The organism is Enterobacter nematophilus (assembly GCF_026344075.1).
Classification (GTDB): domain Bacteria; phylum Pseudomonadota; class Gammaproteobacteria; order Enterobacterales; family Enterobacteriaceae; genus Enterobacter; species Enterobacter nematophilus.
Genome location: NZ_JAPKNE010000004.1, coordinates 20631 through 41460, shown reverse-complemented (window position 1 = coordinate 41460; position 20830 = coordinate 20631). Strand labels below are relative to the sequence as shown.

18 protein-coding genes are annotated in these 20830 nt (G+C 54.1%); 14 read left to right on the top strand and 4 right to left on the bottom strand.

Annotated elements, in window-relative coordinates:
• The first annotated feature begins 71 nt into the window (after window positions 1-71).
• Together degP and cdaR are read left to right on the top strand one after the other, a co-directional pair.
• The gene (gene degP, locus OSH03_RS12765) at window positions 72-1508 is read left to right on the top strand and encodes a serine endoprotease DegP (protein ID WP_266179229.1); all 1437 of its coding nucleotides are present in this window, start codon (window positions 72-74) and stop codon (window positions 1506-1508) included.
• 146 nt (window positions 1509-1654) lie between these two features.
• The gene (gene cdaR / locus OSH03_RS12760; RefSeq protein ID WP_266179228.1) at window positions 1655-2812 is read left to right on the top strand and encodes a DNA-binding transcriptional regulator CdaR; all 1158 of its coding nucleotides are present in this window, start codon (window positions 1655-1657) and stop codon (window positions 2810-2812) included.
• 69 nt (window positions 2813-2881) lie between these two features.
• Here the strand turns inward: cdaR and OSH03_RS12755 are convergent, their stop codons facing one another.
• Window positions 2882-3271, bottom strand: a complete 390-nt coding sequence (locus OSH03_RS12755; RefSeq protein WP_008501916.1) for a DUF3461 family protein — start codon at window positions 3269-3271, stop codon at window positions 2882-2884.
• A 321-nt stretch (window positions 3272-3592) separates the two neighbouring features.
• On the opposite strand from OSH03_RS12755, the gene OSH03_RS12750 reads away from it, so the two are divergent.
• Window positions 3593-4225, top strand: a complete 633-nt coding sequence (locus OSH03_RS12750; RefSeq protein WP_061099170.1) for an ECs1377 family protein — start codon at window positions 3593-3595, stop codon at window positions 4223-4225.
• Here OSH03_RS12750 and dapD read toward each other — a convergent pair.
• From dapD to map, 3 genes are all read right to left on the bottom strand, one after another.
• Window positions 4222-5046, bottom strand: coding sequence for a 2,3,4,5-tetrahydropyridine-2,6-dicarboxylate N-succinyltransferase (dapD, locus tag OSH03_RS12745; RefSeq protein WP_008501915.1), 825 nt, complete (start codon window positions 5044-5046; stop codon window positions 4222-4224). The genes OSH03_RS12750 and dapD overlap by 4 nt on opposite strands.
• A gap of 32 nt (window positions 5047-5078) precedes the next feature.
• Window positions 5079-7754 carry a bifunctional uridylyltransferase/uridylyl-removing protein GlnD gene (glnD, locus tag OSH03_RS12740; protein ID WP_061099702.1) on the bottom strand — a complete coding sequence of 892 codons (2676 nt, stop codon included), beginning with the start codon at window positions 7752-7754 and terminating at the stop codon, window positions 5079-5081.
• Between the two features lie 62 nt (window positions 7755-7816).
• Window positions 7817-8611 (bottom strand): type I methionyl aminopeptidase, encoded by a 795-nt coding sequence (gene map, locus OSH03_RS12735; RefSeq protein WP_266179227.1) that lies wholly within the window; start codon window positions 8609-8611, stop codon window positions 7817-7819.
• Window positions 8612-8933: 322 nt separating this feature from the next.
• Between map and rpsB the strand changes: the two genes are divergently transcribed.
• The 11 genes from rpsB (at window position 8934) to lpxD (ending at window position 20796) form a co-directional block, all read left to right on the top strand.
• On the top strand, window positions 8934-9659 hold the full coding sequence (gene rpsB, locus OSH03_RS12730; protein ID WP_003856207.1) for a 30S ribosomal protein S2: 726 nt from the start codon (window positions 8934-8936) through the stop codon (window positions 9657-9659).
• Between the two features lie 117 nt (window positions 9660-9776).
• Entirely contained in the window at window positions 9777-10628 is an 852-nt protein-coding gene (gene tsf / locus OSH03_RS12725) for a translation elongation factor Ts (RefSeq protein WP_028015579.1), read from the top strand.
• A 150-nt stretch (window positions 10629-10778) separates the two neighbouring features.
• On the top strand, window positions 10779-11504 hold the full coding sequence (gene pyrH, locus OSH03_RS12720) for a UMP kinase (protein ID WP_008501910.1): 726 nt from the start codon (window positions 10779-10781) through the stop codon (window positions 11502-11504).
• A gap of 167 nt (window positions 11505-11671) precedes the next feature.
• A complete protein-coding gene (gene frr, locus OSH03_RS12715) occupies window positions 11672-12229 on the top strand; it encodes a ribosome recycling factor (protein ID WP_003856180.1) in 558 nt (185 codons plus the stop codon).
• Window positions 12230-12323: 94 nt separating this feature from the next.
• Complete coding sequence (gene ispC / locus OSH03_RS12710) at window positions 12324-13523, top strand: 1-deoxy-D-xylulose-5-phosphate reductoisomerase (protein WP_061099169.1); 1200 nt, start codon at window positions 12324-12326, stop codon at window positions 13521-13523.
• 185 nt (window positions 13524-13708) lie between these two features.
• Window positions 13709-14467 (top strand): (2E,6E)-farnesyl-diphosphate-specific ditrans,polycis-undecaprenyl-diphosphate synthase, encoded by a 759-nt coding sequence (gene ispU, locus OSH03_RS12705; RefSeq protein ID WP_028015581.1) that lies wholly within the window; start codon window positions 13709-13711, stop codon window positions 14465-14467.
• 12 nt (window positions 14468-14479) lie between these two features.
• Window positions 14480-15337, top strand: coding sequence for a phosphatidate cytidylyltransferase (cdsA, locus tag OSH03_RS12700; protein ID WP_061099168.1), 858 nt, complete (start codon window positions 14480-14482; stop codon window positions 15335-15337).
• Window positions 15338-15348: 11 nt separating this feature from the next.
• Window positions 15349-16701 (top strand): sigma E protease regulator RseP, encoded by a 1353-nt coding sequence (gene rseP, locus OSH03_RS12695; protein ID WP_061099167.1) that lies wholly within the window; start codon window positions 15349-15351, stop codon window positions 16699-16701.
• Between the two features lie 31 nt (window positions 16702-16732).
• The gene (gene bamA, locus OSH03_RS12690; RefSeq protein ID WP_266179226.1) at window positions 16733-19150 is read left to right on the top strand and encodes an outer membrane protein assembly factor BamA; all 2418 of its coding nucleotides are present in this window, start codon (window positions 16733-16735) and stop codon (window positions 19148-19150) included.
• A 122-nt stretch (window positions 19151-19272) separates the two neighbouring features.
• Window positions 19273-19767: a molecular chaperone Skp gene (gene skp, locus OSH03_RS12685; RefSeq protein WP_014882635.1), complete on the top strand. Its 495-nt coding sequence runs from the start codon at window positions 19273-19275 to the stop codon at window positions 19765-19767.
• A 3-nt stretch (window positions 19768-19770) separates the two neighbouring features.
• On the top strand, window positions 19771-20796 hold the full coding sequence (lpxD, locus tag OSH03_RS12680) for a UDP-3-O-(3-hydroxymyristoyl)glucosamine N-acyltransferase (RefSeq protein ID WP_266179225.1): 1026 nt from the start codon (window positions 19771-19773) through the stop codon (window positions 20794-20796).
• Window positions 20797-20830: the final 34 nt, after the last annotated feature.

Sequence of the window (20830 nt, the reverse complement as noted above, 5' to 3'; positions counted from 1 at the left end):
AACTAAGCGGTATAAAATGAATCTGAGTTACACAGCAATTTTGCGTTACCTGTAAATCGAGATTGAGAAACATGAAAAAAACCACATTAGCAATGAGTGCACTGGCTCTGAGTTTAGGTTTAGCGCTGTCTCCTCTGACTGCTACTGCAGCCGAGACCGCGTCGTCGGCAGCAACCGCGCAGCAGATGCCAAGCCTGGCACCGATGCTCGAAAAAGTGATGCCATCGGTGGTGAGTATTAACGTTGAGGGCAGCACGACCGTCAATACGCCGCGCATGCCGCGTAACTTCCAGCAGTTCTTCGGTGACAATTCACCGTTCTGCCAGGACGGTTCCCCATTCCAGAGCTCTCCGTTCTGTCAGGGTGGTGGCGCAGGGGATGACGGCCAGGGTGGCGGCCAGCAACAGAAATTCATGGCGCTTGGCTCGGGGGTGATTATTGATGCGGCGAAAGGCTATGTCGTGACCAACAACCACGTTGTGGATAACGCTAACAGCATTAAGGTTCAACTGAGTGATGGTCGTAAGTTCGATGCCAAGATGGTCGGTAAAGACCCGCGCTCTGACATCGCGCTGATCCAGATTCAGGATCCAAAAAACCTGACGGCGATTAAAATTGCCGACTCCGATTCGCTGCGCGTGGGCGATTACACCGTCGCTATCGGTAACCCGTTCGGTCTGGGTGAAACCGTGACCTCCGGTATCGTCTCTGCGCTGGGCCGTAGCGGCCTGAATGCGGAAAACTATGAAAACTTCATCCAGACGGATGCGGCCATTAACCGCGGTAACTCCGGCGGTGCGCTGGTGAACCTGAACGGCGAGCTGATCGGTATCAACACCGCTATTCTGGCACCGGACGGCGGCAACATCGGGATTGGCTTTGCTATCCCGAGCAACATGGTGAAAAACCTGACTGCTCAGATGGTGCAGTACGGCCAGGTGAAACGCGGTGAGCTGGGTATTATGGGTACCGAGCTGAACTCCGAGCTGGCAAAAGCGATGAAGGTGGATGCGCAGCGCGGCGCGTTCGTGAGCCAGGTTATGCCGAACTCCTCTGCAGCGAAGGCGGGTATTAAAGCGGGTGATGTGATCACCTCCCTGAACGGTAAACCGATCAGCAGCTTTGCCGCCCTGCGTGCGGAAGTGGGCTCGATGCCGATTGGCAGCAAAGTGACCCTTGGCCTGCTGCGTGATGGCAAACCGGTTAACGTGAGCCTGGAGCTGCAGCAGAGCAGCCAGAATCAGGTGGATTCCAGCACCATCTTCAACGGTATTGAAGGTGCCGAGATGAGCAATAAAGGCGCAGATAAAGGCGTGGTGGTGAACAACGTGAAGGCGAACTCACCTGCTGCCCGTATCGGCCTGAAAAAAGGCGATGTGATCATGGGGGCTAACCAGCAGCCGGTGAAAAACATCGCTGAACTGCGCAAAATTCTCGACAGCAAACCGTCCGTGCTGGCGCTGAATATCCAGCGCGGTGACACCTCAATCTACCTGCTGATGCAGTAATCCTCTTAAGCCCCTGTACGCAGGGGCTTTCTCGTTTCTGTGACGCCTGCCGCAACTCCATACTTCCCCCTCTCACTTTGTGCATTCGCACAATGCAGCCGTCGCTGAACTTCCCTATGCTTGAGCTCTGCTCACAGGAGGGCTACATGGCTGGCTGGCATCTTGATACCAAAATGGCGCAGGATATCGTGGCGCGCACCATGCGCATCATTGATACCAATATCAACGTAATGGATGCCCGCGGGCGCATTATTGGCAGCGGCGATCGCGAGCGTATTGGGGAATTGCACGAAGGTGCCCTGCTGGTGCTCTCTCAGGGCCGCGTGGTTGATATCGACGATGCGGTAGCGAAACACCTGCACGGCGTGCGTCAGGGAATTAACCTGCCGCTGCGTCTGGAAGGGGAAATTGTTGGTGTTATCGGCCTGACGGGCGAACCGGAATCCCTGCGTAAATACGGCGAGCTGGTTTGTATGACGGCGGAAATGATGCTTGAGCAGTCGCGCCTGATGCACCTGCTCGCCCAGGACAGCCGTTTACGCGAGGAGCTGGTAATGAACCTGATTCAGGCGGAAGAGCATACGCCTGCTCTTAGCGAATGGGCGCAGCGTCTGGGGATCGATCTGAACCAGCCGCGCGTGGTGGCGGTGATTGAGGTCGATAGCGGACAGCTTGGCGTAGACAGCGCGATGGCCGAGCTGCAGCAGCTGCAAAATGCGCTGGCGACGCCGGAGCGCGACAACCTGGTGGCGATAGTCTCGCTGACGGAAATGGTGGTACTCAAACCCGCGCTCAATCCATTCGGCCGCTGGGATGCTGAGGATCATCGTCGTCGCGTGGAACTGCTGATTTCCCGTATGGAGGAAAACGGCCAGCTGCGTTTTCGCGTTGCTCTGGGCAATTACTTTACCGGGCCGGGCAGCATCGCCCGGTCCTGGCGTACCGCGCGCACCACCATGATGGTGGGCAAGCAGCGGATGCCGGAGAGCCGCAGTTATTTTTATCAGGATCTGATGCTGCCGGTGCTGCTCGACAGCCTGCGCGGCGGCTGGCAGGCGAACGAGCTGGCGCGGCCATTAGCGCGCCTGAAGGCGATGGACAATAACGGCTTGCTGCGCCGGACCTTACAGGCGTGGTTCCGCCATAACGTGCAGCCGCTGGCGACCTCAAAAGCGCTGTTTATTCATCGCAACACCCTGGAGTATCGGCTTAACCGAATTTCGGAGCTAACGGGGCTGGATTTGGGGAACTTTGACGACAGGCTGCTGCTGTATGTTGCGCTGCAGCTGGACGAGCAGAGATGATGCAGCGTGCGTTTTTCACCCTCTCCCTGTGGGAGAGGGCCGGGGTGAGGGGATCAGACCGCACCTGACTTATTTATTGCGAGTTAATTTCTCAAGATCCGCTTCAATCTCGCTGATCTTGTTAGTGACAACGCTTTCAAGGTGACGCAGATCGTCGAGGATCTTGCGCTTGAGATCGACTTCGGTGCGATCGCGCTGGCAAATCTGATCGAGTTCATCGATCACATAGCGCAGGTTAGGGCTAATTTCCTGCACCTCTTTATACCCTTGTCCTACGCCGTCAGCGACGACGGTCTTACGCTGGCGTGGATATTTAAACTTCACGCTCTTGGCGAAAAACTCTCCTTTATCCTTGTGAAAATAGATTTTTAAAATGTCGTTGTTGGCTTCCTGGCGAAGGCTGTAACGATCGATTTCATCAGGATTGGTAATGCCCAGACTTTTCAGATTATCGTACATAGCGGTACCCTTATCTCAACATAACCTTTGAATAATTAACGAAAAAATTCCTTTTTGCCACCCTCACATACAAAAAAAGCGGGGTCGATCCTGATTACATTTCACTGAAATTACCGGGCAGGGAAGGTGCATTGCCCCCACTCGTTTATTGTTGTTTTTAACGGCTACGTCAAGTGGAAATCAATTTTATACCTTAATCGGCATTCTCATCGCTGACGCAGCATAGCGATAGCCGTGAGAAAAGAAGAGCGAGACGGTATTCAAAACCGGGGAAATGAGGCAAAGTTATCGCACGAAAGCGTAGCCCGCGGAGATAATGACATGTCAGGACGCATTGATTATCAAATCGAAAAATACAGCTTTGGCGCCGCCGATGAGAGCCCAAGGCTCACGCACCAGTGGGCAGAAGTTGCCGCAGAGTGCCGCCAGCTAAAGGCAGGTGCGGAAGAGCGTCTACGCATTGCCTTGCTGAACGTGGATTATGTCACCAGCTTCGAATTGCCGTTCCGACTGGTGCTGACCCGCGCCCCTCAGCTTATCGCCGGGCTGCGCGATGAGTTTCAGCTAAATCAGAAGAACGTCATCTTTAACGGCAAGCGCTTTGGCTGCGTCTACAGCCTGAAGGCCGATCTCAATGCGATTCCCGAGGCTTTTCAGTACCGCATGAGTACCCGCATTCGACGGATCGATCCCACCGGGCTTACTGCAGAGCCTTTCCGACAGATTGCCAAAGAGGTAAAAGCGCCGCGTGAGCGACTGAAGCTGGCGCTGGAGTCGGGTCTGGCCGTGACGGCTCTCGACGGGCTTTTCTGGCTTGGGAGCCAGCGTATGGCGGCGGATATCGCAGGGTTGAGAAAAAAGGGAATGGCAATCGCGACGGCGGAAACGGACGTTTTTGATGATTATACCGGGACGCACAGGCGGGTCCCGGTATATCAACGCGTCGGGGATTAGTCGATGGTGCGCAGCAGTTCGTTGATGCCCACTTTACCGCGAGTTTTCGCATCTACTTTCTTCACGATAACCGCACAGTACAGGCTGTATTTACCGTCTTTTGACGGCAGGTTACCGGAAACGACCACGGAGCCCGCAGGAACGCGACCGTAGTGCACTTCGCCAGTTTCGCGGTCGTAAATACGGGTGCTCTGACCGATGTAAACGCCCATGGAGATCACGGAGCCTTCTTCCACGATCACGCCTTCCACCACTTCTGAACGTGCGCCGATGAAGCAGTTGTCTTCGATGATGGTCGGGTTAGCCTGCAGTGGCTCCAGAACGCCACCGATGCCGACGCCGCCGGACAGGTGAACGTTTTTACCGATCTGCGCGCAGGAACCGACGGTTGCCCAGGTATCAACCATGGTACCTTCGTCAACGTACGCACCGATGTTCACATAGGATGGCATCAGCACGGTGTTACGTGCGATGAATGCGCCCTGACGTACAGCCGCCGGTGGTACCACGCGGAAGCCTTCTTTCTGGAAACGCGCTTCATCGTAATCCGCGAATTTCATTGGCACTTTATCGAAGTAGCGGCTTTCTGCTCCGTCGATAACCTGGTTATCGTTGATGCGGAAAGAGAGCAGCACGGCCTTCTTCAGCCATTGATGAGTGACCCACTGACCGTCGATTTTTTCTGCCACGCGCAGCGCGCCGGAATCCAGCAGGGAAATAACCTGGTTTACCGCTTCACGGGTCACGGTATCCACATTTGCCGGAGTGATCTCGGCGCGACGCTCAAAAGCGGACTCAATAACGTTCTGTAACTGCTGCATTGTTTACTCTTTCCATTTCACTAAAAAACACGTCACCCTTTATCGTTTGGATTGAGGGCTGCTGTCAACCGTTGTTGCACTTCAAGCTGCAGGTCATTATTAAGGGCACGCCGGTCTGCGGTGGCGATTATAAATAAATCTTCTACTCGCTCGCCAATGGTTGTAATTCGGGCGCCATGGAGCGAAATTCCCAGATCGGCAAAAACCTGGCCGACGCGGGCAAGCAGCCCTGGCTGGTCGAGCGCGATCAGCTCCAGGAACGATTTACGGTCGGTGTGGGTCGGCAGGAAATTAACCTCGGTATCGACGGTAAAGTGGCGTAATTTAGCCGGCTGGCGACGCGGCTGCGGCGGCTGCCAGCTGCGCTGGGTAATCGCCTGCTCCAGACCGAAACGTATCCCTTCATGCCTGTCCGACGACAGCGGGCTGCCGTCCGGCTCCAGCACGATAAAAGTATCCATCGCCATGCCGTCGCGGGTGGTAAAAATCTGCGCGTCGTGAACGCTCAGGTTACGCCTGTCGAGCTCGGCGCAGACGGCAGCAAACAGATAAGGCCGGTCCGGGCTCCAGATGAAAATCTCCGTTCCGCCGCGCGTGGCCTGCGGGCTCAGCAGGATCATCGGTTGAGACAGATCGTGCTTCAGCAGGTGCCGCGCGTGCCAGGCAAGCTGGTTTGGGCTGTGGCGGACAAAGTAGTTGGCACGACAGCGGGCCCAAATCTGATGCAGCGCCTCTTCATTAATGTTATCCATCCGCAGCAGCGCCAGCGCCTGCAGCTGGTGATGACGCACGCGTTCGCGCATGTCCGGGGTGTTTTGCATCCCGCGACGCAGCTGTTTTTCGGTGGCGAAGTACAGCTCGCGCAGCAGGCTCTGCTTCCAGCTGTTCCACAGGGTCTCGTTGGTGGCGCAAATATCGGCCACCGTCAGGCAGACCAGATAGCGCAGACGGTTTTCCGTTTGCACCTCTTCGGCGAACTGCTTAATCACCTCAGGGTCCTGAATATCGCGACGCTGGGCGGTGACCGACATCAGCAGGTGATGGCGCACCAGCCAGGCGACCAGCTGCGTTTCACGTGAGTTGAGACCGTGCAGTTCGGCAAATTTCAGCACGTCCTGCGCGCCCAGCACCGAGTGATCGCCGCCGCGGCCCTTGGCGATGTCGTGGAACAGGGCGGCAATCAGGATCAGTTCCGGGTGGGTCAGGCGCGGCCACAGTTCCACGCACAGGGGATGGCGGGAGCGCGTCTCTTCTTTCGCAAAGCTTTCCAGCTTGAGCATCACGCGGATGGTGTGTTCATCCACCGTGTAGGCGTGGAACAGATCGAACTGCATCTGCCCGACGATGTGCGACCACTGCGGCATATAGGCCCACAGTACGCTGTGGCGGTGCATCGGCAGCAGCCCGCGGCTGACGGCGCCCGGGTGGCGAAGCATGCTCAGAAACAGCGAGCGTGCTTCCGGGATGTAACACAAAGGCTGCGTCAGATGGCGGCGCGCGTGGCGCAGATGGCGCAGGGTAGTGGAGTAGATCCCGGTGATCGTGCTGTTGCGCACCATGGTGTAGAACATCCGCAGGATCGCTTCCGGTTCGCGGATAAACAGCGCTTCGTCGCGCAGATCGATCAGCGTGCCGCGGAGCTGGAATTCGTCATCAATCGGGCGCGGCTTTTCGTCCGCCGTCAGCGCAAGGATCGCTTCATCAAACAGCTGCAACAGCATCTGGTTCAGCTCGGTGACCCGGCGGGTGACGCGGAAGAAATCCTTCATCATCTGCTCAACCGGCTCGTTGCCTTCGCCCTGATAGTTCAGCCGCTGCGCCACGCTGAGCTGACGGTCAAACAGCAGGCGGTTATCGTAGCGGGTAACTTCCAGATGCAGGGCAAAACGGATGCGCCACAGCAGGTGCAGGCATTCGTTCAGCTCGTTACGCTCGGCCTCGGTCAGGAAGCCGAAGCCGACCATCTCGTCCATCGAGGTGGCGCCAAAGTGGCGACGGGCGACCCACTGTAACGTGTGGATGTCGCGCAGGCCGCCGGGGCTGCTTTTAATATCAGGTTCAAGATTATAGCTGGTGCCGTGGTAGCGCTGGTGGCGCTGGTTTTGCTCCTCGACCTTGGCGGCGAAGAATTTCTCAGATGGCCAGAAGCCGTCGCTGAAAATATGCTTTTGCAGCTCCAGGAACAGCGCGACGTCGCCAATCAGCAGGCGGGTTTCAATCAGGTTGGTGGCGACGGTCAGGTCAGATAACCCCTCCAGCAGGCACTCTTCCAGGGTGCGCACGCTGTGGCCCACTTCAAGCTTGACGTCCCAGAGCAGGGTCAGCAGCTCGCCTATTTTCTGCGCCTGTTCGTCCGGCAGCTTTTTGCGGCTTAAGATCAGGAGATCGATATCGGAGAGCGGATGGAGCTCACCGCGGCCATAGCCCCCGACGGCAACCAGCGCGACGTCGCTAACCTGCCCGAAACCGTAGTCGATCCACAGACGCTGCAGGAGCTGGTCGATAAATTCGGTGCGCGCTTCGATGAGCTGCTCGGCAGATACGCCCGCGTCGAACGCGCTGCCCAGCCAGCGGTGGAAAACATCCATATGGGCTTTTATGTGCGCGCAGGTCAGCTCGTGCGGCGGCCAGACGCCCGGGTTATCGGGCTGGTCGGGGAGGGTGGGAAGTGCTGTGTTAGCATACTGTTCGGGTAATAGATTACTCATCGTGCGCCACCCATAAGAAAAAGCTATCGCCATTAAAAAAGCCGGCATTTGCCGGCTTCTTATCACTCAATGTTCGTCAGTATCGCCGGGATGGTGTCATCCTTGCGCAACGTCATAATTTCGCAGCCGTTGTCCGTTACCACAATAGTATGCTCGTACTGGGCAGACAAGCTTCTGTCTTTGGTTTTCACCGTCCAGCCGTCTTTCATGGTGCGAATGCGGTAGTCACCGGCGTTGACCATCGGCTCGATGGTGAAGGTCATCCCTTTTTGCAGCACCACGCCGCCGTCATCGGCATCATAGTGCAGAACCTGCGGCTCTTCATGGAAGACGCGGCCAATGCCGTGACCGCAGTACTCGCGCACCACGGAGAAACCTTCCGCTTCCACGAATTTCTGGATTGCGGCACCGAGGGTGCGCAGGCGAATGCCCGGCTTAACCATTTTCAGCGCCAGGTACAGGCTCTCTTGCGTCACTTTGCACAGACGCTCGCCCAGAATCGTTGGTTTGCCAACGATGAACATCTTAGAGGTGTCGCCGTGGTACTCGTCTTTAATGACGGTCACGTCGATGTTGACGATGTCGCCATCTTTCAGCAGTTTTTCGTCGTCCGGAATACCGTGGCAAACCACTTCATTAATAGAGATGCAGACGGATTTCGGGAAGCCGTGGTAGCCGAGACAGGCGGAAACCGCGTGCTGCTCGTTAACGATATAGTCATTACAGATGCGATCCAGTTCGCCGGTGCTGACGCCCGGCTTCACGAACGGCTCGATCATTTCCAGCACTTCCGCGGCCAGACGACCGGAGACGCGCATCTTTTCAATTTCTTCAGGTGTCTTAATAGAGATAGCCATGTAATCTGTCCATCGGTGTCGATTTTTTCGACAATACTAGTCTAAGTGTCGTCAATGGTATCAGTCAGGCACGTCCCGTGCCAAATTGAGAATCATTAACAGCACACTCCGCCAACAACTGTTGGTTTCTGGTCGTGTTTTGTGGTATAAAGCGCGCCGGACTTCCGATCCATCTCAGATACACAGGCTGGACGGAAGCGACAAATCTCACTTTGTGTAACAACACACACGTATCGGCACATATTCCGGGGTGCCCTTCGGGGTCGGTAATATGGGATACGTGGAGGCATAACCCCAACTTTCAATATAGAGGTTTTAAAACATGGCAACTGTTTCCATGCGCGACATGCTCAAGGCTGGTGTTCACTTTGGTCACCAGACCCGTTACTGGAACCCGAAAATGAAGCCTTTCATCTTCGGCGCGCGTAACAAAGTTCACATCATCAACCTTGAGAAAACTGTACCAATGTTCAACGAAGCCCTGGCTGAGCTGAACAAGATCTCTTCCCGTAAAGGTAAGATTCTGTTCGTTGGTACTAAGCGCGCTGCAAGCGAAGCTGTGAAAGATGCTGCTAACAGCTGCGACCAGTTCTTCGTGAACCATCGCTGGTTGGGCGGCATGCTGACCAACTGGAAAACTGTTCGTCAGTCCATCAAGCGCCTGAAAGATCTGGAAACCCAGTCTCAGGACGGTACTTTCGACAAGCTGACTAAGAAAGAAGCGCTGATGCGCACTCGTGAACTGGACAAGCTGGAAAACAGCCTGGGCGGTATCAAAGATATGGGCGGCCTGCCAGACGCGCTGTTCGTAATCGATGCAGACCACGAGCACATCGCTATCAAAGAAGCTAACAACCTGGGTATCCCAGTATTCGCTATCGTTGATACCAACTCCGATCCGGACGGTGTTGACTTCGTTATCCCGGGTAACGACGACGCAATCCGTGCTGTTAGCCTGTACCTGAGCGCTGTAGCTGCTACCGTTCGTGAAGGCCGTTCCCAGGATCTGGCTTCTCAGGCGGAAGAAAGCTTCGTAGAAGCTGAATAATAAGGTTTTACCCCTTATTAGTACCGTGTATGAATAGGGGCCCATTATCGGCCCCTTTTTTCAATTTACACTGTTTGGCCTCCGGCCGGGCAGTTCACATCTCCCGAGGATTTAAGAATGGCTGAAATTACCGCATCCCTGGTAAAAGAGCTGCGCGAGCGTACTGGCGCAGGCATGATGGATTGCAAAAAAGCGCTGACTGAAGCGAACGGCGACATCGAGCTGGCAATCGAAAACATGCGTAAATCCGGTGCGATCAAAGCAGCTAAGAAAGCAGGCAACGTTGCTGCTGACGGCGTGATCATCACTAAAATCGACGGCACCTACGGCATCATTCTGGAAGTTAACTGCCAGACTGACTTCGTTGCTAAAGATGGCGGTTTCCAGGCATTTGCGAACAAAGTTCTGGACGCAGCTGTTGCTGGCAAAATCACTGACGTTGAAGTTCTGAAAGCACAGTTCGAAGAAGAACGTGTTGCGCTGGTTGCTAAAATCGGTGAGAACATCAACATCCGTCGTGTATCTTCACTGGAAGGCGAAGTACTGGGTTCTTACCAGCACGGCGCACGTATCGGTGTTCTGGTTGCGGCTAAAGGCGCTGATGAAGAGCTGGTTAAACAGCTGGCAATGCACATCGCTGCAAGCAAGCCAGAATTCGTTAAGCCAGAAGACGTGTCTGCTGAAGTGGTAGAGAAAGAGTACCAGGTTCAGCTGGACATCGCGATGCAGTCTGGTAAGCCAAAAGAAATCGCAGAGAAAATGGTTGAAGGCCGCATGAAGAAATTCACCGGCGAAGTTTCTCTGACTGGCCAGCCTTTCGTTATGGATCCAAGCAAGTCTGTTGCTCAGCTGCTGAAAGAGCACAACGCTGACGTAACTGGCTTCATCCGCTTCGAAGTGGGCGAAGGCATCGAAAAAGTTGAGACTGATTTCGCAGCAGAAGTTGCTGCAATGTCCAAGCAGTCTTAATGATTGAAAAGGAGCCGCCTGAGGGCGGCTTCTTTTTGTCACCCGTCACAGGAAATCAGACAGGCTCCAGTATCGCCGTGCTGATTTGCGGCATATTATGTCGCCAGAATTAACTCCCATCTTAATCGTTGACAGTCTCAGGAAAGAAACATGGCTACCAATGCAAAACCCGTGTACAAACGCATTCTGCTTAAGCTGAGTGGCGAAGCGCTGCAGGGATCGGAAGGCTTCGGTATTGACGCAAGCATCCTTGATCGCATGGCACAGGAAATCAAAGAACTGGTCGAACTGGGTATCCAGGTTGGCGTGGTCATTGGCGGTGGCAACCTTTTCCGTGGTGCTGGTCTGGCGAAAGCGGGGATGAACCGCGTTGTGGGCGACCACATGGGTATGCTGGCAACCGTGATGAATGGCCTGGCAATGCGTGACGCTCTGCATCGCGCTTATGTGAACGCCCGCCTGATGTCCGCGATTCCCCTGAATGGCGTATGCGATAATTACAGCTGGGCAGAGGCCATCAGCCTGCTGCGCAACAACCGCGTGGTGATCCTCTCCGCCGGTACGGGTAACCCGTTCTTTACCACCGATTCCGCTGCCTGCCTGCGCGGTATCGAAATTGAAGCCGATGTGGTGCTGAAAGCGACCAAAGTAGACGGCGTGTTTACTGCCGACCCGGCAAAAGATCCGTCTGCGACCATGTACGATCAGCTGAGCTACAGCGAAGTGCTGGATAAAGAGCTGAAAGTGATGGATCTTGCCGCCTTCACGCTGGCTCGCGACCACAAACTGCCGATCCGTGTCTTCAACATGAACAAGCCTGGCGCACTGCGTCGCGTGGTCATGGGCGAAAAAGAAGGCACTTTGATCACGGAATAATTTCCGTCGACGATAAATACAGGTAAGATTCCGCTTTACTTTGTAGTGGTATCTTACCTGGACGCGCCTTTGGCGTTGTCATGAATTAAACGCGACTATACTTAGCACACCTGTAGCGCTGTGCTGGCGGATAGTCTGCCTGAGACAAGTTTTCAAGGATTCGTAACGTGATTAACGACATCAGAAAAGATGCTGAAGTACGCATGGACAAATGCGTAGAAGCGTTCAAAAACCAAATCAGCAAAATCCGTACTGGCCGTGCTTCCCCAAGCCTGCTGGATGGCATCATCGTAGAATACTACGGTACGCCAACCCCTTTGCGTCAGCTGGCGAGCGTGACGGTTGAAGATACCCGTACGCTGAAAATCAACGTCTTCGATCGCTCTATGAGCCCGGCCGTTGAGAAAGCGATCATGGCCTCTGATCTGGGTCTGAACCCAAGCTCTGCGGGCGCTGACATCCGCGTTCCGCTGCCTCCGCTGACGGAAGAGCGTCGTAAAGACCTGATCAAAGTGGTTCGCGGTGAAGCTGAGCAGGGTCGTGTTTCCGTACGTAACGTGCGCCGCGACGCGAACGATAAAGTGAAAGCACTGCTGAAAGAAAAAGAGATCAGCGAAGATGACGATCGTCGTTCTCAGGACGACATTCAGAAAATGACCGACGCTGCCATCAAGAAAATTGATGCGGCGCTGGCAGAAAAAGAAGCGGAACTGATGCAGTTCTGATTTCTGTCGTACACTGATAAACGCCGTTCAGAGGGACTTCGGGTCTTGCTGGCGGCGTTTTGCTTTTATCTGGTCTAACTTTTTCGGGCATCTCATGAAGCACTTAACACTCCTCGGCTCAACCGGCTCCATTGGTTGCAGTACTCTCGACGTCGTCCGCCATAATCCTGAACTTTACACCGTGACAGCGCTGGTGGCCGGTAAGAATGTGCAGCGTATGGTCGAGCAGTGTCTGGAGTTTATGCCCCGCTATGCGGTGATGGATGACGAAGAGAGCGCGCGCCTGCTGAAAGCCCAGCTGCGTGAGAAGGGCAGCCGAACCGAGGTGCTGAGTGGCCAGCAGGCGGCCTGCGAGATGGCGGCGCTGGATGAGGTTGACCAGGTTATGGCGGCCATCGTCGGCGCGGCCGGGCTGCTGCCGACACTTGCTGCGATCGATGCCGGTAAAGATGTTTTGCTCGCCAATAAAGAGTCGCTGGTGACCTGCGGACGTCTGTTTATGGACGCGGTAAAACAGCGCGGGGCACGTCTTTTACCGGTCGACAGCGAGCACAACGCCATTTTTCAGAGTTTACCGCAACCTTTTCAACAGAACCTGGGGTACGCTGACCTGGAGCAGAATGGCGTGGTGTCGATTCTGCTTACCGGGTCTGGTGGCCCGTTCCGTGAAACGCCACTGTCTGAACTGCGCGCAATGACGCCGGATCAGGCGTGCCGTCATCCGAACTGGTCAATGGGGCGTAAAATCTCCGTGGATTCTGCCACCATGATGAACAAAGGTCTGGAATACATTGAAGCGCGCTGGCTGTTTAATGCGTCGGCGAAACAGATGGAAGTACTGATCCACCCGCAGTCGGTGATTCACTCGATGGTGCGCTATCAGGATGGCAGCGTGCTGGCACAGCTCGGCGAGCCGGATATGCGTACGCCTATTGCCCATTCAATGGCATGGCCGAACCGGGTGAAATCCGGCGTGAAGCCGCTTGATTTCTGTAAGCTCAGTTCTCTGACGTTCAGTGAACCAGACTACGATCGTTATCCTTGTCTGAAGCTTGCAATGAACGCCTTTGACCAGGGGCAGGCGGCGACGACGGCACTGAATGCAGCCAATGAAATTACCGTTGACGCATTTCTGAATCAGCAGATCCGTTTTACCGATATCGCGACCTTAAATTTATCGGTACTGGAAATGATGGATTTGCGCGAGCCACAAAGCGTGGAAGAGGTGCTGGCGGTGGATACAGCTGCTCGTGATATTGCGCGTAAACAGGTGACACGTCTCGCAAGCTGGTGATAAAGCAAGCACTAGTGGTCGTGCTATTTGTTAGCGTTGGGCTTCAGTGATATAGTCTGCGCCACCTGATCGCAGGAATTTGACTTTATGTGGTCAGGTAAGCCGTGGTTTGACACGGCTTTTTTATGTACAGGCTTAAGTATTCCTGAGTACCGTTAAATCCTTTCAGGGACAAAAAACGCGTTATGTTGTCTGCGAATCAACCAATAAGCGAAAACTTGCCAGCTCATGGCTGCCGTCATGTAGCAATCATTATGGATGGCAACGGGCGCTGGGCGAAAAGACAAGGGAAAATACGAGCCTTTGGGCATAAAGCGGGAGCGAAATCTGTTCGCCGCGCCGTCTCTTTTGCCGCCAATAACGGCATTGATGCGTTAACGCTCTATGCTTTTAGCAGTGAAAACTGGAATCGACCTCCGCAGGAAGTGACTGCGTTGATGGAATTGTTCGTGTGGGCGCTAGACAGCGAAGTAAAAAGCCTGCACCGCCACAACGTTCGCCTGCGCATCATTGGCGATACCAGTCGTTTTAACTCACGTTTGCAGGAGCGGATTCGTAAAGCAGAAGCGCTGACGGAAAATAATACCGGTCTGACGCTCAACGTTGCGGCGAATTACGGTGGACGCTGGGATATTATCCAGGGCGTTCGGCATCTGGCCGAACAGGTTCAGGAAGGGCTGTTGAGACCCGACCAGATTGATGAAGAGGCGCTGAGCAAGCAAATCTGCATGAATGAACTGGCACCTGTGGATTTGGTAATTAGGACAGGGGGGGAACATCGCATAAGTAACTTTCTGATATGGCAAATTGCCTATGCTGAACTTTACTTTACGGATGTTCTCTGGCCCGATTTTGATGAACAAGACTTTGAAGGTGCGCTGCATGCCTTTGCCAATCGAGAGCGTCGTTTCGGCGGCACCGAGCCAGGTGGCGACAAAGCCTGATGGGGGTAGCTTTTGCTGAAGTATCGCCTGATTTCCGCTTTTGTTTTAATACCCATTGTCATTGCGGCGCTGTTTTTACTGCCCCCGGTGGGATTCGCCATTGTCACGCTGGTAGTGTGCATGCTCGCCGCGTGGGAATGGGGACAGTTTAGCGGCTTTACCTCGCGCAGCCAGCGGGTATGGCTTGCGGTACTCTGTGGCTTTATCCTGGCCATAATGCTGTTTACGTTGCCTGAATATCACCATGATATTCATCAACCGCTGGTTGCCGGCTCCCTGTGGGTGTCGTTGGCCTGGTGGGTTGCCGCGCTGTTGCTGGTGCTTTTTTATCCAGGTTCAGCCGCAATATGGCGGCATTCAAAAGTGCTGAGACTGATTTTTGGTTTGCTCACCATTGTTCCGTTTTTCTGGGGCATGGTCGCGCTGCGCGCCTGGCACTATGACGAAAACCACTACAGCGGTGCGATCTGGCTGCTTTATGTGATGATTCTCGTCTGGGGGGCTGACTCCGGGGCCTATATGTTTGGTAAACTGTTTGGCAAACATAAGCTGGCACCAAAAGTTTCTCCGGGGAAAACCTGGCAAGGCTTCATCGGCGGCTTGTTTACGGCAGCGATCATCTCCTGGGGCTATGGCGTCTGGGCAGATCTGGCCGTGGCACCGTCAATACTGCTGGTGTGCTCGATTTTTGCTGCACTTGCCTCAGTGCTCGGTGATTTAACCGAAAGTATGTTTAAGCGTGAAGCAGGGATTAAGGACAGCGGACATCTTATTCCAGGGCATGGCGGTATACTGGATCGCATTGACAGCCTGACAGCGGCTGTTCCAGTATTTGCTTGCCTGCTTTTACTGGTATTCGGGACGATTTAACGGAAGGTTTTATGCTGAGCATTCTCTGGAATCTGGCGGCGTTCATTGTTGCACTGGGTGTACTGATTACCGTGCATGAATTTGGCCATTTCTGGGTTGCTCGCCGTTGTGGTGTGCGGGTAGAGCGATTCTCCATCGGTTTTGGCAAATCACTCTGGACGCGCACCGACCGTCACGGCACGGAATTTGTCATCGCCCTTATCCCGCTTGGCGGCTACGTCAAAATGCTCGACGAACGCGTTGAGCCAGTCGCTCCCGAACTGCGACACAGTGCGTTTAACAACAAAACCGTTGGACAACGCGCCGCCATCATTGCTGCCGGACCGGTAGCCAACTTCATCTTTGCGATTTTCGCTTACTGGCTGGTGTTTATCATCGGCGTCCCTGGCGTGCGTCCGGTAGTGGGGGAGATTGCCCCTGACTCCATCGCGGCGAGTGCGCAAATTACATCCGGGATGGAACTTAAAGCGATTGATGGCATCGAAACCCCTGATTGGGATGCCGTGCGACTGCAGCTGGTAGCCAAAATTGGCGATCCGCAGACAACTATCAGCGTATCGCCCTTTGGGTCAGACGCGCGTCAGGACAAAGTACTGGATTTACGCCACTGGCGTTTCGAGCCAGACAAAGAGGATCCCGTCGCTGCGCTGGGCATTCGTCCCCGCGGCGCGCAGATTGAGCCGGTATTAGCCGAAGTACAGGCAAATTCGGCGGCGAGCAAAGCGGGTTTGCAAGCTGGCGACAGGATCGTTAAAGTCGATGGTCAACCATTAACAGAGTGGATGACCTTTGTTACTCTGGTGCGCGATAATCCGGGGACGTCCCTCGCGCTTGAAGTTGAAAGGCAAGGCAGTCCGCTTTCGCTGACGCTGATCCCGGATACGAAGTCGGTCGGCAAAAAGGCAGAAGGGTTTGCAGGCGTTGTGCCAAAAGTGATCCCGCTGCCAGATGAGTACAAGACAATACGCCAGTATGGGCCGTTCAGCGCCATTCTTGAAGCCACGGATAAAACATGGCAACTGATGAAGCTGACGGTCAACATGTTGGGGAAATTGATAACCGGTGATGTGAAACTGAACAACCTCAGTGGGCCAATCTCGATTGCTCAGGGGGCTGGGATGTCAGCGGAGTTCGGGGTGATTTACTATCTCATGTTCCTCGCGCTTATTAGCGTGAACCTTGGGATTATCAACCTGTTCCCGCTTCCCGTTTTAGACGGGGGTCATCTGCTGTTTTTAGCGATTGAAAAGCTAAAAGGCGGGCCGGTATCCGAGCGAGTTCAAGACTTTAGTTATCGCATTGGCTCGATTTTGCTGGTGCTGTTAATGGGGCTTGCACTTTTCAATGATTTCTCTCGGTTGTAAGAGAGTTAGTTAGGAAGAACGCATAATAACGATGGCGATGAAAAAGTTGCTCATAGCGTCGCTGCTGTTTAGCAGCGCCACCGTATACGGTGCTGACGGGTTCGTAGTGAAAGATATTCATTTCGAAGGCCTTCAGCGTGTCGCCGTTGGTGCGGCCCTCCTCAGTATGCCTGTGCGCCCCGGCGATACGGTTAATGATGAAGATATCAGTAACACCATCCGTGCTCTGTTTGCCACCGGCAACTTTGAGGACGTCCGCGTCCTGCGCGATGGTGATACGCTGCTGGTACAGGTAAAAGAACGTCCAACGATCGCCAGTATCACTTTCTCCGGCAACAAGTCGGTGAAAGATGACATGCTCAAGCAAAACCTTGAAGCATCGGGTGTTCGTGTGGGTGAATCTCTGGACCGCACAACCCTTTCAGACATTGAAAAAGGTCTGGAAGACTTCTACTACAGCGTCGGTAAATACAGCGCCAGCGTGAAAGCGGTTGTCACTCCGCTCCCGCGTAACCGTGTTGACCTGAAGCTGGTCTTCCAGGAAGGTGTTTCTGCGAAGATCCAGCAGATCAACATCGTGGGTAACCACGCGTTCAGCACCGACGAACTGATCTCGACCTTCCAGCTGCGCGATGAAGTGCCGTGGTGGAACGTAGTTGGCGATCGTAAATACCAGAAGCAGAAACTGGCGGGCGACCTTGAAACCCTGCGCAGCTACTATCTGGATCGCGGTTATGCCCGCTTCAACATCGACTCGACTCAGGTCAGTCTGACTCCGGACAAGAAAGGTATCTACATTACGGTTAACATCACTGAAGGCGATCAGTACAAGCTTTCCGGTGTTGAAGTGAGTGGTAACCTGGCGGGGCATTCTGCTGAGATCGAATCGCTGACCAAAATTCAGCCGGGCGATCTGTATAGCGGATCCAAAGTCACCAAAATGGAAGACAGCATTAAGAAGCTGCTCGGCCGCTATGGTTATGCCTATCCGCGCGTACAGACTCAGCCGGAAATCAACGACGCGGATAAAACCGTTAAGCTGCACGTTAACGTTGATGCGGGTAACCGTTTCTACGTGCGTAAGATCCGCTTCGTCGGTAACGACACCTCCAAAGACTCCGTTCTGCGCCGTGAAATGCGCCAGATGGAAGGTGCGTGGCTGGGCAGCGACCTGGTCGACCAGGGTAAAGAGCGTCTGAACCGTCTGGGCTATTTTGAAACCGTAGACACTGAAACTCAGCGTGTACCGGGCAGCCCGGATCAGGTTGATGTCGTTTATAAAGTAAAAGAGCGTAACACCGGTAGCTTTAACTTCGGCGTGGGCTACGGCACGGAAAGCGGCGTGAGTTTCCAGGTAGGCGTCCAGCAGGATAACTGGCTGGGTACGGGTTACTCTGTTGGTATTAACGGTACCAAAAACGACTACCAGACCTACTCTGAGTTCTCCGTTACCAACCCATACTTCACCGTTGACGGTGTGAGCCTGGGCGGTCGTATCTTCTATAACGACTTTAAAGCGGATGATGCAGATCTGTCTTCCTACACCAACAAAAGTTACGGTGTGGACGGAACGCTTGGCTTCCCGGTTAACGAATACAACACCCTGCGAGCGGGCTTAGGTTACGTGCATAACGACCTGTCCAACATGCAGCCGCAGGTGGCGATGTGGCGTTATCTGGACTCTATCGGCCAGTCTGCAAGCACGTCCAGCGATGACAACGGTTTTGCTGCAGATGACTTCACCTTCAACTACGGCTGGACTTATAACCGTCTTGACCGCGGTTACTTCCCAACGGAAGGCTCTCGCGTCAACCTGAACGGTAAGGTGACCATTCCTGGTTCCGATAACGAGTTCTATAAGGTGACGCTGGATACCGCGTCCTACTTCCCGATTGATGACGATCACAAGTGGGTGGTTCTGGGTCGTACCCGTTGGGGCTATGGTGACGGTATCGGCAGTAAAGAGTTGCCGTTCTATGAGAACTTCTACGCGGGTGGTTCAAGCACCGTGCGTGGCTTCCAGTCCAATAACATTGGTCCGAAAGCGGTTTATTACGGCGGTAATGATGAAGATAACTGCGCAAGCCGCGATCCAAAACAAGTATGTAGCTCTGATGATGCGGTAGGCGGTAACGCCATGGCCGTGGCCAGCCTGGAGTTCATCACCCCAACGCCATTTATCAGTGATAAATACGCGAACTCCGTACGTACGTCCTTCTTCTGGGATGCGGGTACGGTGTGGGATACAAACTGGGAGAATACTGCCCAGATGCGTGCGGCTGGCGTACCAGACTACAGCGATCCGGGCAATATTCGCATGTCTGCCGGTATCGCATTACAATGGATGTCACCGCTGGGGCCGTTGGTCTTCTCCTACGCCCAGCCGTTTAAGAAATACGATGGAGACAAAGCGGAGCAATTCCAGTTTAACATTGGTAAAACCTGGTAATAATCCGCTGCAATGGAATGCGTTGGCAGTGTAGCGCTGACAACCGGCGATCGGTAAAACGGTCGCCTTGCCACGCAAAGAACGGTACCTTCTGGTGCCAATGGGATGGTAAGGAGTTAATTGTGAAAAAGTGGTTATTAGCTGCAGGTCTCGGTTTAGCGATGGCAACTTCTGCTCAGGCAGCAGACAAAATCGCAATCGTCAACATGGGTAATTTGTTCCAGCAAGTCGCTCAGAAAACCGGTGTTTCTGCGACTCTGGAAAACGAATTCAAAGGCCGTGCGAGCGAACTGCAGCGTATGGAAGGCGATCTTCAGTCCAAAATGCAGCGTCTGCAGCGTGATGGTTCTACCATGAAAGCAAGCGATCGCAGCAAACTGGAAAAAGACGTTATGGCTCAGCGCCAGACCTTCTCCCAGAAAGCGCAGGCTTTCGAGCAGGATCGTCAGCGTCGTTCTAACGAAGAGCGCGGCAAGCTGGTGACTCGCATTCAGACTGCTGTTAAAGCAGTTGCTGCCGATCAGAGTATCGATCTGGTTGTTGATGCGAACGCCGTTGCTTTCAACAGCAGCGATGTTAAAGACATCACCGCTGATGTTCTGAAACAGGTTAAATAAGTAATGCCTTCAATTCGACTGGCTGATTTAGCTCAGCAGTTGGATGCAGAATTACACGGTGATGGCGATATCGTCATCACCGCTGTTGCGTCCATGCAATCTGCTAAAGCTGGCACGATTACCTTCATGGTAAGCCCTAAGTACCGTGAACAACTGGCTCAATGCCAGGCGTCAGCTGTTGTTCTGACGCAGGACGATCTTCCCTTTGCCACTGGAAGCGCGCTGGTAGTGAAAAATCCCTACCTGACGTATGCACGCATGGCTCAAATTCTTGATACCACGCCGCAGCCGGCGCAGAACATTGCTGCCAGTGCAGCGATTGATCCGACGGCGAAGCTGGGTAACAACGTGGCCGTTGGCGCGAATGCGGTTATTGAATCTGGCGTTGAGCTGGGCGATAACGTCGTCATTGGCCCTGGATGCTTCGTTGGGAAAAATACTAAAATCGGCTCTGGAACCCGTTTATGGGCCAACGTGTCCGTTTATCATGAAGTTGAAATCGGCGAAAATTGCCTCGTCCAGTCCAGTACCGTGATTGGTTCTGATGGCTTTGGTTACGCGAACGATCGCGGTAACTGGGTTAAGATCCCACAGCTTGGTCGCGTTATTATTGGCGATCGCGTGGAGATCGGGGCCTGTACCACGATCGATCGTGGTGCACTCGACGACACGATCATTGGCAATGGTGTTATCATCGATAACCAGTGCCAGATTGCGCATAACGTTGTGATTGGCGACAATACCGCGGTTGCGGGGGGCGTCATCATGGCGGGCAGCCTGAAAATTGGTCGTTACTGCATGATTGGCGGCGCGAGCGTGATTAATGGCCATATGGAAATATGCGACAAGGTGACGGTGACGGGTATGGGCATGGTAATGCGTCCTATCACTGAACCTGGCGTCTATTCCTCCGGTATTCCGCTGCAACCCAACAAGGTATGGCGTAAAACAGCAGCGCTGGTGATGAACATTGATGATATGAGCAAGCGACTCAAGTCTCTTGAGCGTAAGATCGATCAACAAGACTAAACGTCACCCGTTTAACGCCATCTTTCCCGGCCTG

Excerpts from the sequence above, each read along its gene's own strand:
- degP (WP_266179229.1), top strand. The coding sequence starts at position 72 with ATGAAAAAAACCACATTAGCAATGAGTGCACTGGCTCTGAGTTTAGGT.
- cdaR (WP_266179228.1), top strand. The coding sequence starts at position 1,655 with ATGGCTGGCTGGCATCTTGATACCAAAATGGCGCAGGATATCGTGGCG.
- OSH03_RS12755 (WP_008501916.1), bottom strand. The coding sequence starts at position 3,271 with ATGTACGATAATCTGAAAAGTCTGGGCATTACCAATCCTGATGAAATC.
- OSH03_RS12750 (WP_061099170.1), top strand. The coding sequence starts at position 3,593 with ATGTCAGGACGCATTGATTATCAAATCGAAAAATACAGCTTTGGCGCC.
- dapD (WP_008501915.1), bottom strand. The coding sequence starts at position 5,046 with ATGCAGCAGTTACAGAACGTTATTGAGTCCGCTTTTGAGCGTCGCGCC.
- glnD (WP_061099702.1), bottom strand. The coding sequence starts at position 7,754 with ATGAGTAATCTATTACCCGAACAGTATGCTAACACAGCACTTCCCACC.
- map (WP_266179227.1), bottom strand. The coding sequence starts at position 8,611 with ATGGCTATCTCTATTAAGACACCTGAAGAAATTGAAAAGATGCGCGTC.
- rpsB (WP_003856207.1), top strand. The coding sequence starts at position 8,934 with ATGGCAACTGTTTCCATGCGCGACATGCTCAAGGCTGGTGTTCACTTT.
- tsf (WP_028015579.1), top strand. The coding sequence starts at position 9,777 with ATGGCTGAAATTACCGCATCCCTGGTAAAAGAGCTGCGCGAGCGTACT.
- pyrH (WP_008501910.1), top strand. The coding sequence starts at position 10,779 with ATGGCTACCAATGCAAAACCCGTGTACAAACGCATTCTGCTTAAGCTG.
- ispC (WP_061099169.1), top strand. The coding sequence starts at position 12,324 with ATGAAGCACTTAACACTCCTCGGCTCAACCGGCTCCATTGGTTGCAGT.
- ispU (WP_028015581.1), top strand. The coding sequence starts at position 13,709 with ATGTTGTCTGCGAATCAACCAATAAGCGAAAACTTGCCAGCTCATGGC.
- rseP (WP_061099167.1), top strand. The coding sequence starts at position 15,349 with ATGCTGAGCATTCTCTGGAATCTGGCGGCGTTCATTGTTGCACTGGGT.
- bamA (WP_266179226.1), top strand. The coding sequence starts at position 16,733 with ATGGCGATGAAAAAGTTGCTCATAGCGTCGCTGCTGTTTAGCAGCGCC.
- lpxD (WP_266179225.1), top strand. The coding sequence starts at position 19,771 with ATGCCTTCAATTCGACTGGCTGATTTAGCTCAGCAGTTGGATGCAGAA.